Annotated in this window: 13 protein-coding genes; 5 read left to right on the top strand and 8 right to left on the bottom strand. The window is 67.7% G+C overall.

Going from position 1 to position 12,869, the window contains the following annotated elements:
* Positions 1-23: 23 nt before the first annotated feature.
* Positions 24-1,235, bottom strand: coding sequence for a 5-demethoxyubiquinol-8 5-hydroxylase UbiM (ubiM, locus tag AC3A56_RS12275; protein WP_487770517.1), 1,212 nt, complete (start codon positions 1,233-1,235; stop codon positions 24-26).
* Positions 1,236-1,322: 87 nt separating this feature from the next.
* Entirely contained in the window at positions 1,323-1,562 is a 240-nt protein-coding gene (locus AC3A56_RS12270; protein WP_056718224.1) for a hypothetical protein, read from the bottom strand.
* 293 nt (positions 1,563-1,855) lie between these two features.
* On the opposite strand from AC3A56_RS12270, the gene AC3A56_RS12265 reads away from it, so the two are divergent.
* Positions 1,856-2,515: a glutathione S-transferase family protein gene (locus AC3A56_RS12265; RefSeq protein ID WP_487770516.1), complete on the top strand. Its 660-nt coding sequence runs from the start codon at positions 1,856-1,858 to the stop codon at positions 2,513-2,515.
* Between the two features lie 71 nt (positions 2,516-2,586).
* Here AC3A56_RS12265 and AC3A56_RS12260 read toward each other — a convergent pair whose 3' ends face one another.
* Positions 2,587-3,411 carry an alpha/beta hydrolase gene (locus AC3A56_RS12260; RefSeq protein WP_487770515.1) on the bottom strand — a complete coding sequence of 275 codons (825 nt, stop codon included), beginning with the start codon at positions 3,409-3,411 and terminating at the stop codon, positions 2,587-2,589.
* Positions 3,412-3,424: 13 nt separating this feature from the next.
* On the bottom strand, positions 3,425-4,804 hold the full coding sequence (cycA, locus tag AC3A56_RS12255; protein WP_056718227.1) for a D-serine/D-alanine/glycine transporter: 1,380 nt from the start codon (positions 4,802-4,804) through the stop codon (positions 3,425-3,427).
* A 554-nt stretch (positions 4,805-5,358) separates the two neighbouring features.
* On the opposite strand from cycA, the gene AC3A56_RS12250 reads away from it, so the two are divergent.
* Entirely contained in the window at positions 5,359-5,697 is a 339-nt protein-coding gene (locus AC3A56_RS12250) for a hypothetical protein (RefSeq protein ID WP_487770514.1), read from the top strand.
* Positions 5,698-6,351: 654 nt separating this feature from the next.
* Here AC3A56_RS12250 and AC3A56_RS12245 read toward each other — a convergent pair.
* On the bottom strand, positions 6,352-7,167 hold the full coding sequence (locus AC3A56_RS12245) for a DUF6597 domain-containing transcriptional factor (RefSeq protein ID WP_487770513.1): 816 nt from the start codon (positions 7,165-7,167) through the stop codon (positions 6,352-6,354).
* A gap of 192 nt (positions 7,168-7,359) precedes the next feature.
* On the opposite strand from AC3A56_RS12245, the gene AC3A56_RS12240 reads away from it, so the two are divergent.
* The 3 genes from AC3A56_RS12240 to AC3A56_RS12230 all read left to right on the top strand — a co-directional run bounded on the left by AC3A56_RS12240 (position 7,360) and on the right by AC3A56_RS12230 (position 10,206).
* The gene (locus AC3A56_RS12240; RefSeq protein WP_056718277.1) at positions 7,360-7,758 is read left to right on the top strand and encodes a DUF3224 domain-containing protein; all 399 of its coding nucleotides are present in this window, start codon (positions 7,360-7,362) and stop codon (positions 7,756-7,758) included.
* Between the two features lie 55 nt (positions 7,759-7,813).
* A complete protein-coding gene (locus AC3A56_RS12235; RefSeq protein WP_487770512.1) occupies positions 7,814-9,274 on the top strand; it encodes an FUSC family protein in 1,461 nt (486 codons plus the stop codon).
* A 77-nt stretch (positions 9,275-9,351) separates the two neighbouring features.
* Positions 9,352-10,206, top strand: coding sequence for an OmpA family protein (locus AC3A56_RS12230; protein ID WP_487770511.1), 855 nt, complete (start codon positions 9,352-9,354; stop codon positions 10,204-10,206).
* A gap of 78 nt (positions 10,207-10,284) precedes the next feature.
* On the opposite strand, the gene AC3A56_RS12225 is transcribed toward AC3A56_RS12230, so the two are convergent.
* The 3 genes from AC3A56_RS12225 to AC3A56_RS12215 form a co-directional block, all read right to left on the bottom strand.
* Entirely contained in the window at positions 10,285-10,647 is a 363-nt protein-coding gene (locus AC3A56_RS12225; protein ID WP_056718278.1) for a YciI family protein, read from the bottom strand.
* Between the two features lie 106 nt (positions 10,648-10,753).
* A complete protein-coding gene (locus tag AC3A56_RS12220) occupies positions 10,754-11,752 on the bottom strand; it encodes a VOC family protein (protein WP_487770510.1) in 999 nt (332 codons plus the stop codon).
* Positions 11,753-11,808: 56 nt separating this feature from the next.
* Complete coding sequence (locus AC3A56_RS12215; RefSeq protein WP_487770509.1) at positions 11,809-12,786, bottom strand: alpha/beta fold hydrolase; 978 nt, start codon at positions 12,784-12,786, stop codon at positions 11,809-11,811.
* Positions 12,787-12,869: the final 83 nt, after the last annotated feature.

The raw sequence follows: 12,869 nt of genomic DNA, 5'->3' as shown, positions 1-12,869 counted from the left end.
TCGAGGTTGAAAAGTCACAACTCTCAGGTCGAGCGCCGGCGCAACAAGGCGGGGACGCCGGCCGACTCGGCGGTGAGCCCCGACATCACCAGGCGCTTGAACGGCCCCAGTCGCGCGCCCGCGCCCAATGCCAGCTTGCGCAACACCCGCGCCGGGCGGCGGTCGTCGGTGTACAGGCCGGCCAGCATCCGGGTGGCCAGATACAGCGGCCGGGTGGCCAGGCGATGCCGGCGCTCATAGTGCTGCAGTACCGATGCCTCCCAGAACGGCCGGCCCACGGCCATCGCGGCGCGCATTTCGCCCGCCAGCGTGTCCTGTCCCAGCAGGCCGAAATTGAAGCCGTGCGCGGTGAGCGGATGCATGCCCACCGCGGCGTCGCCGATCAGCGCGAAGCGCTCGGCCATGAAGCGCTGCGCATACACCCCGACCAGCGGATAGGCGCAGCGCGGGCCGGCCACGCGCATCGCGCCCAGGCGCTGCTCGAAACGTTCGGCCATGGCCTGTTCCAGCGCCGCGTCGTCCAGCGCCAGCATCTCGCGCATCGCCGGCGGCGACAGGGTCAGCACCACGGATGAGGTGTGCGAATCGTGCAGCGGCAGCAGGGCCAGGGTCTGGCCGTGGCCGAACCATTCCCACGCCACCTGTTCGTGCGGCATCTCGTGGCGCATGCGCAGCACCAGCATGGTCTTGCCGAAATCATGCAGGTCGGCGCCGATGCCCATGGCCCGGCGCGTGTCGGAGAAGCGGCTGTCCGCCGCCACCACCAGCTGCGTACGCAGCGTCTGGCCATCGGCCAGCTCGACCTCGGCGCCGTCGCGACCCGTGCGCACCGTGCTCACCTGGACGCCGGTGATGCGTTCCACCTCCGGCAACTCCATCACCCCGGCGTACGCGGCGCGCCGGATCGCGTGGTTGGACAGCAGCCAGCCCAGCTGCGACTTGCCCGCCTCGTCGTGGCGGAACATCAGCCCCTCGCGGTCGTCGCCGTCGAGCACCATCGCGTCGCGCAGCGTGCCGATCTCCTCCTCGCGCAGGCGCGCCCACAGGCCCAGCTCGCGCAGCAGGCGTTGCGAGTGGTGGGTGATCGCGATTTCACGACCGTCATCCGGTGGTGCGATCAGGCCGGCTTCGGGCTGGCGCTCCACCAGCGCGATGCGCAGGCCGCTGCCTTTCAGCGCGCGGGCGAAACACAAGCCGGCGGGGCCGGCGCCGATGATCACGATATCGCAAGACATGGCAGGTACTCCGGAGAAAAGGCCCGCGCGCCGACGCGCGCGAGCGAACGGCGCGCGATCAACAAGAGACGTTTGTGTCGATGCGGTTCAGCCGCTGCAGCCGCCGCAGCAGATCGTCGGCTGTTGCGCGACCTGTGCGGGCGCCACCGTCCAGCCGACCTGCCCCAGCACCTCGACCAGGTCGGTAACCGTGGCCGAGGACGATATGCGCATCACCAGTCCGCTCATGTCCAGGTCGACCACGGCCGTGGGATCGATGTCGAACAGCGCGTCCTGCACCACGCCGGGCTCGGGGGACGCGTCGACCAGCGCAATATGAAATTCCATCGAAGTTCCTCGCTGCACCGACACCTGGCCGGTGTCGCCGGTGTCGATCGTGGTCGCCCCGCCGCGGCGTTTCCTTGATCGCGGTCAAGCCCGGTCGAGACAGACGGCGATCCGTTCCACCGGCGGCGCCACTGTTGCCTGCGCGAATCCGGCACGCCTCGCAGCCGCTGATTCGGCGCGACCTTTCCCGGGGCAATCCGTGACGTACCGATGCCAGCAGGGTCGAGCATGGCCTGTCGATTCCGACCACCTTCGTTCGTCGCCTTCGCGTATCCCCAGCCAGGTGCTCCACCATGACCCTCAAGCTCTACGCCCACCCGTTCTCGTCCTACTGCCAGAAGGTGCTGATCGCGCTGTACGAGAATGACATCGCCTTCGAGCTGCGCCTGCTCACCCCGGACGATGCCGAAACCGACCGCGAATTCACCGCCTGGTGGCCGCTGCGGCGCATGCCGTTGCTGCGCGACGGCGAACGCAACGTGGTCGAATCCAGCATCATCATCGAGTACCTGGGCCAGCATCATCCCGGTCCGCAGCGGTTGATTCCCGACGATGCCGAAGCCACGCTGGAAGCGCGTTTTCTAGACCGGTTCTTCGACAACTACGTGCATACGCCGCTGCAGAAGATGGTGTTCGACCAGTTGCGCCCCGCCGCCGAGCGCGATGCCCGCGGCGTGGAGGAAGCCCGCCGCATGCTCGACACCGCCTATGCCTGGCTCGACCACAAACTCGCCGACAGGCACTGGGCCACCGGCGGCGGTTTCAGCCTCGCCGACTGCGCCGCCGCACCCGCCCTGTTCTACGCCGACTGGGCGCACCCGATCCCCGCCGCCTTCGCAAACCTCGTCGCGTATCGGCAGCGCCTGCTGGCGCGTCCCTCGTTCGCCCGCGCAGTGGACGAGGCGCGCCCGTACCGCTCGTACTTCCCGCTCGGCGCACCTGACCGCGATTGAGCCCACGCGCGCATGCGCGAGCGAAGTCGATGCGCAGGGCGGACCGTGCCCGCCCTGCAGAGCGAGAACCGCTACTTCGGCGCGAACAGCTGGCGGAATATCGCGGGTGATGCGCCGCGATAGATGGTGGCGTGTTTCAGTTCCGGCCACGGCTGGTAGTACCAGCGCAGTCCGCGCGGCGCGTGCTTGCGCAGGGCTTCCCGCAGCAGGCCGCCGCCGCTCTCATCCAGGCCATCGTCGCTGGCGCTGGCCACGTACAGGGTCGACGCCAGTGATGGCTGCGCCTGCAGTCGCGCCGCGGCACCGCGGGCCAGCGCCATGTCGTTCCACCACAGGCTGGGGCTGAGTGCGATCCAGGTGTCGAACAGCTTCGGCTGTGCGAAGAACGTCTCGACCACGAACAAGCCGGCCAGCGATTCGCCGACGATCGCGCGATGGCCGTCCGTGCGATAGCGACGCTGCACTTCGGGCATCAGCTCGTCCGCCATGAAGGCGCGAAACGCGGCCGATCCGCCCACGCGCGGCGCGATCTCGCGGTCGCTGGCCAGCGTGGTCGGGCCGGTCATGTCGCGCCGGCGTTCGGTGTTCTCGATGCCGACCACGATCATCGGCCGCATCGCGCCGGCCCGGATCGCCGCGTCGACGTCGGCGGCCACATGCGGGAAATCCTCCTGCAGGCCGCCGTCGGGCATGTACAGCACCGGGTAACGGGCGTCCTTCGCCGTGGCGTAAGCCGGCGGCGTGTACACGTTGATGTGCCGCGCCTCGCGCAGCACTGCCGAATCGATGTTGAACGAGGCATGCGCCGGCATCGCGACGTCTTCGGCAGCGGCGTGGCCCGCGGCGACCAGGCCCAGCAGCAACAACAGGACTCCCCGCGTGGAACGCCGCTTCATGCCAGGACCGGACTCAGGCACCGCGCGCCTTGCGCCCCTTCCACGCGTATCCGATACCCAGCAGCACGAACCACACCGGACTGGCGATCAGCGCCTCGCGGGTATCCGGCTGCAGGCTCAGCAGCACCAGCACGAACACGAAGAACGCCAGACAGGCCCAGCACATGAACACGCCACCGGGCATCTTGTAGGTCGACGCTTCATGCAACTGCGGGCGCTTGCGCCGGTACGCGATGTAGGCGAACAGGATCAGCGACCACACGAACATGAACAGCACCGCGGACAAGGTGGTGATTAGGGTGAACGCGGTGATCAGGTCGGGGATCAGGTAGATCAGCGCCGCGCCCAGCAACAGGCACACGCAGGAGAACAGCAGGCCCAGCGACGGCACCGCGGCCCGCGACAGCCGCGCGAACGTCTTCGGCGCGTGCTGCTCCTCGGCCAGGCCGTACAGCATGCGACTGGTCGAGAAGATGCCGCTGTTGGCCGAGGACGTGGCCGAGGTCAGCACCACGAAGTTGATCAGGGTGGCCGCGGCCGGAATGCCGGCCAGCACGAACAGTTCCACGAACGGGCTCTTGCCCGGCTCCACCATGCGCCACGGCGTGACCATCATGATCGCCACCAGGGCCAGCACGTAGAAGATGATGATGCGCACCGGGATCGAGTTGATCGCCTTGGGCAGGTTGCGCTGCGGGTCGGCCGTCTCGGCCGCCGTGGTGCCGACCAGCTCGATGCCGACGAAGGCGAACACGGCGATCTGGAAACCCGCGAAGAAGCCGCTGAGCCCCTTCGGGAAGAAGCCGCCGTCATTCCACAGGTTCGCCACCGACGCCTGGTGCCCGGTCGGCGAGGTGAAGCCCCAGGCCACCAGGGCGAAGCCGGCGGCGATCAGCGCGCAGATCGCGATGATCTTGATCAGCGCGAACCAGAATTCCATCTCGCCGAACAGCTTCACCGTGACCAGGTTCAGGCTGAGCAGCAGCAACACGCACAGCACCGCGGGAATCCACGGCGCCAGGTCGGGAAACCAGAACTGCGTATAGGCGGCGATCGCGATCACGTCGGCGATCGCGGTGATGATCCAGCAGAACCAGTACGTCCAGCCGCAGAAGAAACCGGCCCACGGCCCCAGCAGGTCGGTGGAGAAGTCAATGAACGACTTGTACTCCAGGTTGGACAGCAGCAGCTCGCCCATCGCCCGCATCACGAAGAACAGCATCACGCCGATGATCAGGTAGACCAGCAGGATCGACGGCCCGGCCAGGCTGATCGTCTTGCCCGAGCCCATGAACAGGCCGGTGCCGATCGCGCCGCCAATGGCGATCAGCTGCAGGTGCCGGTTGGAAAGGCTGCGCCGAAGATGGTCCGGGTGTTCCAGCGATGCGGTCATGCGGCGCGCCTTGGCGTTGGGAAGCCGCCAACATACAGAAAAGCGGGCGCGGCATCCATGTGGCGCGCTTTCGTCACAAGATGCCGGGGCGCACGTTACAAGTCCCTGGCGACCCTGTCCCTGACCTCAATGACATCGTGGACCGTGAGCACGTACTTCGAGGCACCCATGTTGCAGTAGTGACCCGGGGGGCCGAGTTCGCCACGAACCACCACGTAAGCCGAACCCCAGGGACCGCCGGGGCCCCTGGCCGGCAACTCCGCCTTGCGGAGGTCTCCGCTCAGGCACCAGCTCTCATTTGTGCCTTCGGGCGTAAACCAGGAAGACTCGAAATTGTAGAAGTACGTGCCGCGATAGATCTGGTCAGGGCGTGGCTTGACGCAGCTGCTGACAAGCAAAAGAACCACGATGCCGAATGTGAGGCGTAGAAAGAGTTTCATCGTGCGCTCTGACAGGATTGTAGAAAAACCGTGCTCCCAGGACCGCCGAAAGTCCCTCAAAAATGCTCAGGCCCCGTCATACGTCTCCGCGGACAAACCCAACATGCGGATTGGATGAAGTCTGCCATTTTTCAGACTGACTCCGTGGTTGAGTGCGTCATTCACGGCCGCATGAACCGAGCTGGCAAGCGCCAGACGCTCAAAGAGTTCACGCGGCCCGTTATGAAAGACCACGCTGGCCAGCTGAAGGCATTGAGCGAAAAGCGGATCGACTGCCAGCGCAAGCTCGATCCACTCACCGCCATGCCCCCTCGCCAAAAACGTCGTTGGAAGCTCCAGGCTGGGCTCGATGTGAGCGATCAGGACAAGACCGAACGCCTCGGGCAGCCAATCCAGCGCCCGGCGCGCGAGGGCTGGGTCTCCGAGAAGCTGACTCACTGCCGCTTCGCATGATTCAGTGGAGCCGGACGCAGCTGCCAAAGCGGCAACTTCAGCCAATGTTTCCGAAGAGACGCTTTGCATGGCAGGTTCAACGCTTGAGTTGGACGGCGGCGAATTCGTTCGCCGCAAACGAGGTATTGGCCGACTACGCAATATTCATTCGGAAGCGGGCACCCATTCCGAAGTGCGCCGGGCCAGTCGAGCAAGCGCAAAGGAAAATACGATGCTGTATACCCCATAAAGGACGCACATCGCCGGTAGCGGTGGCGAACGGACGTAGCCAGCAGCCACCAGAGCGCTGCCAATGTAGTCAAGAACCACGACCGATGTCATGCCACCAATGGCAAGGGCGGCAAAGAGTCTAAACTTTGTCCGGCCGCTTACAGCAAGTAATGCGGAGCAATGCTCGCACCTGTATGGCCAAAGATTTGCGTTACGTGGCAGGCAGTCAACCAAAGAGGGATGGATGGCTTTCTTGCAAATGGGGCACGACGAAACAGGGTTCATGGATGCCAGTGCTTGGCAAACCTCATATCAGGGCATGTGCAATCGATGCTCAGCTTTCAGCCAAGCCTGGTCAAGCGAACAAGTCCTGCAAACCAACGATGGGGTCGGATGCTGGCAGCGTTCTGGACAGGAGGGAATTTGCATCGCGCCGACGCGACCTCAACCCGACTGCCCGCGCCGCGCATACCCCACCGGCGAACACCCCACCAGCGCCTTGAAGTCGCGGATGAAGTGGGCCTGGTCGAAGTAGCCCAGGTCCAGCGCCAGTTGCGTCCAGTCCATCGGCTTGCCCGCGTCGACGCGTTCGAGTGCTTCGTGCATGCGGTAGCGGTTGATCACCCACTTCGGGCCGATGCCCACGTACTGGTTGAACAGGCGTTGCAGGGTGCGCGGCGTGATGCTACAGCGGGTCGCCAGGTCGTCGAGGGTGCGCAGGCTGCGGTCGATGGCGATGGCGTCCACCATCTCGCCCACGCGCAGCGCCTGGGCATCGGGAGGCGGCAGACGGGTGACCAGGAAGTCGCTGGCCAGCGACACCATGTGTTCATCGTCCGGCGACGCCTGCGTGATCGTCGCCAGTTCGGCGGCGACGGTGCCGAACACCTGTTCCGGCGCGATCGAGCGATTGCGCAACACGGATACCGGTTGCCGCAGGAAGCCGTGGAAACCGCCGGGACGGAACTTCACCCCGAACACGCCGCCGCAGCCTTCCAGCACGGTGCTGAAGCGGCCGGTGTGGATACCATGGATGCGGTTGCCGGCAGCCTCGCATGCCAGGTGCACGTTCGGGTGCGGCAGCGTTTCGCGCAGCTGCGGCGGGCCGCCCTGCAGATCCCAGCGCACGATCCAGTAATGCTGCACCACGCCGGCCAGCGCCGGCGGTGGCGCGATGCGGGCGTGGTGGAACAGGCCCGTCGACGGCGCGCCTGGCGCCGGACGCAGCACGCCACGGGCCTTGCCGACGCCGCCGTTCATCCGCGTCGTCCGCAAGAGGTGGCACGCGCCTGTCGCGTTTTTACAATCATCGCGTCCCCAACCGTGCTTTCATTGTCGGCACGTGACATCACCCAGGAGTCTCCCATGAAAAGCGCCGCACGACTCCTGCTTGCCCTCGCCGTTTCGCTGCCTGCCGCAGCGCTCGCACAAACCCACACGGAGCCCGTCACCATGCACGCCACCGGCCATTTCGACGTCAAGGTTTCCCCGCAGACGCCCGACAATCCCCAGGCCAAAGCCTCGGGCCTGGCGCGACTGTCGCTGGACAAGCAGTTCCACGGCGATCTGGACGCCACCAGCCAGGGCGAGATGCTGGCCGCCGGCGACGGCAGCACGTCCGGCGCCTACGTGGCGCTGGAGACAGTCAGCGGCAAACTGCACGGCCGCAGCGGCAGTTTCGCGCTGGTGCACCGCGCCCTGATGGTCGCTGGCACGCCGCGGGAATGGACCGTGGTGGTGGTGCCCGGCTCCGGCACCGGCGAGCTGGTTGGCCTCGACGGCTCCATGACGATCACCATCGCCGATGGTCGGCACGACTACGACTTCAGCTACACCCTGCCCGCGCACTGAGCCACGCCGCCGCGACGCCCCGCGTCGCCCGCCGGCTCGACTACCCTATGCCCGGATGACGCCCGCCGACCAAACACCGACCACCGCCCGCATCGCCTTCGATGCCGCCACCTCCGCGTTCGGTCGCGCCGGAAGGGAGGCGGTCGTGACCATGCTGGCGATGCTGACCACCCTCGGCTGCGCCATGGCGATCGATGCCGAACCCGGTCCTGCCGTGCTGGCCGTGGTGTTGTGCCTGTCGTTCGCGCGCAGCCATCTGGATCGCGACCTGCGCGGCCGGCTGGAAGCGGCGGTGGCACTGCCGATCGTCGGCCTGCTGGCAACCGCGGCGGGCATGTTGCTGCTGCACGCGCCGTGGCTGGGCGCCCTCGTCTTCGTGGCCGGCATGTTCGTGTCGATCTGGCTGCGCCGGTTTGGCCCGATGACGCGCCGCGCCGGCTCGCTGATCGCGTTGCCGTTCGTGGTGATCCTGACCACGCCGCATGTACCGAGCCAGCGGCTGGGACCGCTGATGGCGGCGCTGGTGCCGATCGTCGTGGCGCTGCTGGCGCTGGGCTGGGTGGCGGCCTTCCACGCGCTGGCGCGGCGGCTGCACGCGCTGCCGCCCGTGCAGGCAGCGACCACCACGATCGCGATTGCGCCCGCGCACGAGAGCTCGCTGCGGCCGATCGCGAGCACGCGCATGGCCATCCAGATGGCCGTGGCGCTGGCGCTGTCGTTCGTCGTCGGCTACACCTTCTTCGCACAGCGCTGGGCATGGATCGTGCTGACCGCCTTCATCGTCAACAGCGGCAACCGCGGACGGCTGGATGTGGCGTACAAGAGCGTGCTGCGCGTGCTCGGCGCCGCGTTCGGCACCGTGCTGGCGCTGGGCTTCAGCGTGCACCTGGGCAGCCACGATGGCGCCACCGTCGCGCTGATCCTCGCCGCGGTGTTCTTCGGCATCTGGCTGCGTCCGCTCGGCTACGCCTGGTGGGCGCTGTTCATCACCCTGGCGCTGGCCTTGCTGCAGGGTTTCGAGGGCCGCTCGGCCAGCCATGACCTGGGGCTGCGCCTGCAGGAAATCGTGATCGGCGCGGTGATCGGCGTGGCCGCCGCCTGGCTGGTCTACCCGGTGCGTTCGCGCAACGTGCTGCGCCGGCGCATCGCCGATGCGCTGGCCGTGCTCGGCGACGCCTTCGACCCGGCCACGCCGCCGCGGACGCGAGGCGAGGTGCTGGCGGCGTGGGCGCAGGTCGCACAGATCGCCTCGGCATTCAGGGCCAGCCGATGGGCCGTGCGCCGAGGCGAGGCAGCGCAACCCGCGGACTGGATCGACGCCCTGCACGCCTGCATCGACCCGGCCATCGTCCTGCTGGAACAAGGCACGGCGCCGCCGGTCGAGGTGCGCCGAAGCATCGGCGCGGCGCGCAAGGCCCTGCGCGAACCCGAGCAGCTGCTGCCTGCATTGCGGCAATTGCGCGACTGTCTGGACCAGGCCGGGTACGGCCGACCGGAGCACGCCGACACGGCCTGACACCGCCCTCCGCCCAGCTTCCCCCGGCCAGCCGATCGGGCGCATCATGCCGCCACCTGCCACTGCCGGTGCCCGCCATGAATCGGATCGTCCGTGTCTTCATGTTCGCGCTCAGCCTTGCCCTGCCCCTGCTTGCAGTCGCCGGCGACGATATCGCCGGTTCGAAGGATCACCCCCTGCTCACCCGCTATCCGGGTTCGTACATCAGCGAATACAGCAAGGCCTACAACGCCACCGAGTTCAAGGTCGGCAAGGGCGACAACGCCACCACGCAAACCGTGGAAGGCGACACCACCAGCCTGCGCTACTTCTACGGCAGTCCCGAGACCCAGGCCAGCCCGCTGCAGATCATCCGCAACTACCAGAACGCGATCAGGCAGATCGGTGGCGAGGTGGCCTACGAACGCCTGCCCAGCGAGGGCGATGGCGGCGAGACCACGCTGAAGGTGCACACCGGCGGCAAGGACGTGTGGGTCAAGCTGGTGCCGGACATCTACGGCGCGCCCACCCAGGATTACCTGCTGGTGGTCACCGAAGTGGCGGCGATGGCGCAGGCGGTGACCGCCAACCAGTTGCGCGACGAACTCGACAAGAACGGCTTCATCACCCTGCACGTGAACTTCGACACCGGCAAGGCAGTGCTGGAACCCGACGACCTGGCCACCATGCAGCAGGTCGCGATGATGATGAAGGCTTCGCCCGCGCTGAAGCTCCGTGTGGAAGGCCATACCGACAACGTGGGCGACGCCGCCTCCAACAAGGCGCTGTCCGAAGCCCGCGCGAACAGCGTGATGGACGCCATCGTGCAGGCCGGCGTGCCAGCCGAGCGACTCGGCGCCGCCGGCTTCGGCCAGGAGCGCCCCGTGGCCGACAACCGCAGCGAGGAAGGACGGGCGAAGAATCGCCGCGTGGAACTGGTCAAGGCGGACTGATCAGGGGGACAAGATCGACCGGGCCTGAGCCGGCCCGGCGATCCCTGGCCACCGCGGGTCCCCGGCGGCCGCACCGGCTCATCGCTGCGGTGAGCAGTCCTCGTCGACCTGGCGCACTTCGCACTCGATTTCCCAATCGCTGCCGTGCACGTCGAGGAAGCGCCGGGTCAGCGCCAGCGCCTGCTCCATCGAATCGGCCTGCAGCATCGCGTAGCCTCCGATCACTTCCTTGGTTTCGGCGAACGGGCCGTCCGTGGTGGTCTGCCGGCCCTGCGACAGGCGCACGCGTACGCCTTCCGCCGTGGGCCGCAGGCCTGCCGTGTCCAGCAGGCTGCCGGCCGCGGTCATTTCCGCCATCAGCTTGCCCATGTCGGCCATCAGCTGCTCGCTGGGCCGCTGCCCGCTGTTCTCGTTGATCCGGATCATCGAAAGAAATCGCATCGTCATCTCCTGTGGGAAGGCTGCGGTCGCGCGGCAAACCGCGCTCCTGCCATGGCGACGAACGAGGCGCGGCCGGATCGACAGGACGGCCATGCTTCCCGCGTGATCAGCCGCCGCAGGGCGAGGTTGCGGCGACGCCGGACCCAGCGTGGAATTCGACCAGCAGCCCGAGATCCTCCCGCGTTGGCGCCAGGAAGGACGGCCCCAGCAGGCCCTGATAGCCGGCCAGCGGCTTTTCGTATCCGCGCTCGACGTGCCGCCTTGCGCTCGCGATGTCCGCCACGGCCACGCTGATCCCGAGCACTTGCGGCCCACCGCTGCGCAGCGCGTCGGCAGCGATCCCCGCGCCATCCGGCTGCAACACCAGAACGCGCTTGCGATGGATCGGCACGCAATACCCGCGCGCCCCCACCTGGGCCACGCTCACCGGCGTGGCGCCGGCAAAACCCATCGCGGCCAGTTGCTGCCGGTCCGCCTCGGCGTTCGACGAAAGCAGCCAGATCGCGGACAGCCCGCGCGCGCCATTGGGATGCACGCGCGCGCTCCGCGCGTCGGCGACGCGGGTCGGCGTGGGTCTGCCTGCGGCGTAGTCGATGAAGAACAGGTTGCTCGAAAGCGGCTGGCGCTCGAATGCGAACAGCCGCCAGCGCGGTGGCGCCGAGGGCCCGTCGCCGTCGGGATCATTCGGCGCTGCCGAGAAAATCTCCGTCGGGGCGAAGCCGCGCTGGCGCAGCGACACGCGCTCCCGATCGAGCGTCGACGAACGCAAGCCGAAGGTGCGGGCGCCCGGGCCACCACGCAGCGCGACCTGATCCGTGCGCATGCCCGGGTCCATCCGCGCATCCGGCCGGGTGATGCCCTCCAGCTCGACATAGCTTCCGTCGGACATCCGCACATAGCGATTGGCCACGCCGTCGGGATTGCGCCCCGGGCGGACCTGGAAACCCAGCTTGACGGTCATCACCGCGCTGACCTGGTCGATGCTGCGCCCCCACAGCAGAACGTGGTCGATGCTGCTGGCGTCATCGCGTGATGGCGCGGCGGCGGCAGGCTGGCCCAGGCACAGGCCGGACATCAAGGCGGACAACAGGATGATCGATCGCACGGTACGCAGACTCCATCGGTTTGGGCGGGACAGGCAGGAAACGGGAAGCCATTCCATCAGCCGATACCCCACAGGCGTCGCGCCTCTTCGGCGACGAGGTCGGGGAACTCTTCGGGAAAGAACAGCTTTGCGCCCGGCACGCGGCGAACGCCGCGCGACTGCGGGAAGGTGTGGTCCAGATACTCGGCATCCGCCAGCGCGAAGACCTGGTCGGCAGCGCCCCAGACGATGCGCACCGGTACCGCGCTGCGCCTGAGCGCGGCCTTGATGCCGGCCAGCGGATTGGGCGCCAGCGCGATGTGGAACGCCTCGTACTGCGCCCGGCGCAGCGGCGAACTCACCAGCGGCGTGACGTAATACTCGATGGTCTCGTCGGCAAGGCGGGCCGGATCACGATAGACGGCCGCGCCGAACGTCGAGCGCGCCAGCGCCTTGTCGGTGAGCCATCGGGCCGTGGCCTCTGCCAGCGTGCCCGCGCGCGCCATCTCGATCGCCGGCATCACCCCGGCCGGCGGACTGTCCGGTTCGACATCGCAGTTCGTCAGCAGCAGGCTGCGCACGCGCTCGGGATGGCGAACCAGGAAGAGCTGGGCCACCGCGCCGCCGCTGTCGCTGGCCACGATGTCGACCTTGCCGACCGCCAGCGCATCGAGCAGCGCGGCGAGCATGCCGGCCTGGGCATCGGCCGCCAGCGACTGCCCCGCGGGAACCTGAGAATAGCCCAGCCCCATGAAGTCCGGCGCGATGCAGCGCCGATGGGCGGACAGCCGATCGAGCGCGCCGCGCCATTGAAAACCGTTCAACGGCGCGCCATGCAGGAACAGCGCCGCCTCGCCCGCGCCACGCTCGACGTAGGCGATCCGGCCACATGGCAGTTCGGCGAAACGCCGCGCCCTGCCGAATGTGGCCGCGTCGGTCGGCCGCATCGCCACGGCCGAGGCGATCCGGGCGATGTCCGTGCGCGCCATGCACACACCGGCGACACCGCCGGCCAACGCCGCCCCGGTCAACTGCAGGAATTGCCTGCGCTTCATTTCGATCTCCTTGCCATGCGCTGCTGCGACGGGAACATGCTGACGCCTCGCCGCGAATCGGGCGCGCACAAACGGCCGCTGGC

The organism is Rhodanobacter sp. Soil_C_14, assembly GCF_057657335.1.
This window is presented reverse-complemented; position numbering and strand designations above follow the sequence as displayed.

Bases quoted from the DNA above. Each gene is read 5' to 3' on its own strand.
- cycA (WP_056718227.1), bottom strand. From the start codon at position 4,804: ATGACCGCATCGCTGGAACACCCGGACCATCTTCGGCGCAGCCTTTCC.
- AC3A56_RS12240 (WP_056718277.1), top strand. From the start codon at position 7,360: ATGCACGCCACCGGCCATTTCGACGTCAAGGTTTCCCCGCAGACGCCC.
- AC3A56_RS12235 (WP_487770512.1), top strand. From the start codon at position 7,814: ATGACGCCCGCCGACCAAACACCGACCACCGCCCGCATCGCCTTCGAT.
- AC3A56_RS12270 (WP_056718224.1), bottom strand. From the start codon at position 1,562: ATGGAATTTCATATTGCGCTGGTCGACGCGTCCCCCGAGCCCGGCGTG.
- AC3A56_RS12250 (WP_487770514.1), top strand. From the start codon at position 5,359: ATGAAGTCTGCCATTTTTCAGACTGACTCCGTGGTTGAGTGCGTCATT.
- AC3A56_RS12225 (WP_056718278.1), bottom strand. From the start codon at position 10,647: ATGCGATTTCTTTCGATGATCCGGATCAACGAGAACAGCGGGCAGCGG.
- AC3A56_RS12260 (WP_487770515.1), bottom strand. From the start codon at position 3,411: ATGAAGCGGCGTTCCACGCGGGGAGTCCTGTTGTTGCTGCTGGGCCTG.
- AC3A56_RS12265 (WP_487770516.1), top strand. From the start codon at position 1,856: ATGACCCTCAAGCTCTACGCCCACCCGTTCTCGTCCTACTGCCAGAAG.
- AC3A56_RS12245 (WP_487770513.1), bottom strand. From the start codon at position 7,167: ATGAACGGCGGCGTCGGCAAGGCCCGTGGCGTGCTGCGTCCGGCGCCA.
- AC3A56_RS12230 (WP_487770511.1), top strand. From the start codon at position 9,352: ATGAATCGGATCGTCCGTGTCTTCATGTTCGCGCTCAGCCTTGCCCTG.
- ubiM (WP_487770517.1), bottom strand. From the start codon at position 1,235: ATGTCTTGCGATATCGTGATCATCGGCGCCGGCCCCGCCGGCTTGTGT.
- AC3A56_RS12215 (WP_487770509.1), bottom strand. From the start codon at position 12,786: ATGAAGCGCAGGCAATTCCTGCAGTTGACCGGGGCGGCGTTGGCCGGC.